The organism is Enterobacter sp. PL_is379, from assembly GCF_055817355.1.
This window is the reverse complement of the sequence record NZ_JBVPGT010000010.1, coordinates 1-3,205: the sequence shown is the minus strand read 5'-3', so window position 1 is coordinate 3,205 and position 3,205 is coordinate 1. Positions and strand designations below refer to the sequence as shown.

The 3,205-nt window shown below is 46.6% G+C and carries 4 protein-coding genes; 3 read left to right on the top strand and 1 reads right to left on the bottom strand.

Annotated elements, in window-relative coordinates; all coding sequences use genetic code 11:
* Positions 1–200 precede the first annotated feature (200 nt).
* A complete protein-coding gene (locus AC0TOY_RS00185; protein WP_057696258.1) occupies positions 201–521 on the top strand; it encodes a helix-turn-helix domain-containing protein in 321 nt (106 codons plus the stop codon).
* 27 nt (positions 522–548) lie between these two features.
* Here the strand turns inward: AC0TOY_RS00185 and AC0TOY_RS00180 are convergent, their stop codons facing one another.
* Entirely contained in the window at positions 549–878 is a 330-nt protein-coding gene (locus AC0TOY_RS00180) for a type II toxin-antitoxin system RelE/ParE family toxin (RefSeq protein ID WP_057696255.1), read from the bottom strand.
* 892 nt (positions 879–1,770) lie between these two features.
* Between AC0TOY_RS00180 and AC0TOY_RS00175 the strand changes: the two genes are divergently transcribed.
* Both AC0TOY_RS00175 and AC0TOY_RS00170 read left to right on the top strand, forming a co-directional pair.
* Entirely contained in the window at positions 1,771–2,127 is a 357-nt protein-coding gene (locus AC0TOY_RS00175; RefSeq protein WP_057696257.1) for a hypothetical protein, read from the top strand.
* 152 nt (positions 2,128–2,279) lie between these two features.
* Complete coding sequence (locus AC0TOY_RS00170; protein ID WP_250949978.1) at positions 2,280–2,699, top strand: HigA family addiction module antitoxin; 420 nt, start codon at positions 2,280–2,282, stop codon at positions 2,697–2,699.
* Positions 2,700–3,205 lie beyond the last annotated feature (506 nt).

The window sequence follows — 3,205 nt, the reverse complement described above, 5'->3', positions numbered from 1 at the left end:
GTTTTTTTTGTGGTGAAAAGTGCGGTTGTCACTTGCATCTTGGCTTAAAGAACATTATATAAGGGGGGAGGTATATAAAAAATTATATTTTTTTGTTGCCTCTTTCTAAGGCGTGCGTATAATGCCGCACCCTGTAAACGCTCGAATGTTTTTTGAGCTGCATCTACTTTTTTACACTCGCAGGACTTATGAGGGCAAATATGCTTCACCGTGTAAGTGAACCGTACGAACTCTTTGCTAAGGACGCTGTTGAGCTAAATATGATTTCACTGAAGTCCAAGCTGATCATTATTCTTACGGAGTTGATCCGTGAGCAGGGGTGGTCACAACGTGTCGCAGCAGAGAAGCTAGGTGTCAGTCAGCCAAGAGTCAGTAATCTTATGAACGGTCAATTTTCAAAGTTCGCCATCGATACGCTACTGGAGATCTTGTGCCGCATTGGATTCGTTATGGATGTTTCATTTCGACCTCACGACAAAGAGAGTCCAATTGACGTGAAAGTGAAAAAAGCAGTGCTGTGAACACTGCTTTGGTTACCGTCTGATTTATCAGAAGTCTTTTGGAAGCATCTTATACCTTAGCTTGATTGTATCCTCCTCGGACTTTGGTGTGCCATCTGACGTTTTTGAGAATGCATGTAGTACGTAGACTGCCTTTTTACCTACTACGTAAACCATCCTGTAAGCTGGTTTACCATTCTTCACCCACTCGATAACACCTTGTCCGAGGCCATTCATCGCCTTGGTCTTTCGCAAAGGTGACAAGCCATATTGTAAGCGGTTTATCTCCACTGCCACTTCGTCTTCAAGACTCTTTGGGAACACCTTTTGGCCGGTTAGGCTTTTTTGTGAACCCCCAACATATACTACTGGTTTCATGAACACCTCCTATCAGTGTCGTCGTCGATTCAAAGCGCACATACGCATTTCCTCTGTTGGTTGCTATTACCTGCCCCTCTCTCCTTGAGACGGCAGAATTTCAACTCTGGAGTATAAAGTTTTTTAAGGATGTTCCGATAGTGCTTTTTTATATAAATTTTTGTATATCTTGCTAATTGCTTACTTTTTGAGCGATGTGTGTGTTTTTTGGCTTGGTAGCTGTGGTTCTTGTAGGCGTTTCTTGACGGGGTGGCCTGAGAGATTTAGTCTGGTTCGGAAACAAAAAAACCACCCGGCAAGGTGGTTTTTTGAAGGTTCAGTAAACCGGCAAGTTTCTGAACCGAGGTAACTGGCTTGGAGGAGCGCAGTCACCAAAACTTGTTCTTTCAGTTTAGCCCTATCCGGCGCATAACTTCAAGACTCTCTCCTCTAAATCAGTTACCAGTGGCTGCTGCCATTGGCGCTTTGTCGTGCTTTTTCGGGTTGGACTCAAGTTGATAGTTACCGAAAAGGCGCAGCGGTCGGGCTGAACGGGGGGTTCATGCACACAGCCCAGCTTGGAGCGAACAACCTACATCGAACCGAGATGCCTACAGTGTGAGCTATGAGAAAGCGCCACACTTCCCGTAAGGGAAAAAGGCGGACAGGTATCCGGTAAGCGACAAGGTTGGAACAGGAGAGCGCATGAGGGAGCAACTAGGGGGAAACTCCTGGTATCTTTATAGTCCTGTCGGGTTTCGCCTCTTCTGGCTTGAAGTATCATTTTTGTGATACTCGCCGGGGGGGCGGAGCCTATGGAAAAACGGGTTCCCGTCATCTTCGTGCTTTCGCTTGCTGCCCCTGCTAGAGTTTCCTCCGTATTCTTTGGTGTCACTTTATCTATGGGGGGCTTATGGCATGGCACAGTGTGTCACAGGCACAAAAACTAACCGGTAAGAGTAGAAGAACGCTTTACCGTGATATGGCATCAGGCCGTGTTTCGTGGCGAAATGATGGCAATGGGCATCGGGAGCTTGAAACGTCAGAGCTTATTCGTGTCTATGGTGCATTAGTTGATGATGGCACAACTGAACGGCACAGCGTGGCACACTACGATGGCACAGATTCTAACAACGCTATGCTGGATGAACTGCGCGCTTTACGTATTGAAGTTGCGGATTTGAAATCCATGTTGTTGCGTCTTGAGCACAAAGAAGAGAAACCACATTCCACCTCCGCTCGATGGTGGTGCTTCTGGCGTAAATACTGATTGTTTCCCTTTGAATTACACAGTTTTCTGCAATTTTTCCTCCACCTTTACACATTAGTCTGCACAGCTAAACAACGGCAGAATGCGGGCAGGACATGTAAAGTTAGCTAACTTTACGCCTGCCTTATTCGCTATCGCTCAAAGGAACGCCCATGGCTAAGCAACCTGATCCACAACTACGCGCAGAAGGGTTTCGTAAGGCCGAAGCTTCCCTGAAACTTGAGGGAATGGACCCTTGTGGGACTCCGTTATATGAGTCGATTAAGGCCCGTATCATTTCCGGTGATCTGACTTATGAACAGGGACGTTTAGAAATTATGGCGCACTATACCGCTGTCGCAGGTGCTGTTCCGGTTACCGTAGGTGACGTTATTACTGAGGAATTTTTAACGCCACTGAACATGAGCCATGAAGCGCTGGCGCAGATGATGGGGGTTTCCTGTCAGGTTGTTGAGGATATTGTCTACGGTCGCCGGCGCCTCACTGTTGTCGAAGCGTCCAAGCTGGCTGTTATCTTCGGAACCGACGAGGATTTCTGGAGCAATCTTCAGGCCTTGAGCGATCGCAGGTAGTGCTACCTACGAAGCGCCCCTCAAGTGTCGTAATGTTCCTGAAAAATCTTCCCGGACATCATTTCTAACGTCCAAAAAATCACGCCAGAAATGGGCGGGTTTGGTCCCCGTAAACAGATCCTTTTGTCATGTATCGCTGCTTTTCTTTATCAAATGGGTGTACATGTTGTTCCGTGCATAGCCATGCATGCGCTTAAAACTTATCAGGGGCGATTTGGTAACATACGGCAATGGAAAACCATGGCTTTTGGCTGGCTGGCCGCAGAAACGCGCTGAGAGCCTTTCCTGAGGTTCGGTCAACGGGTGTTATGTTAAATGACCACTTCTTTTCTATTCATTTACTATGAACTTCGATGAAGTTAGCCGTTTTTTTTGTGGTGAAAAGTGCGGTTGTCACTTGCATCTTGGCTTAAAGAACATTATATAAGGGGGGAGGTATATAAAAAATTATATTTTTTTGTTGCCTCTTTCTAAGGCGTGCGTATAATGCCGCACCCTGTAAACGC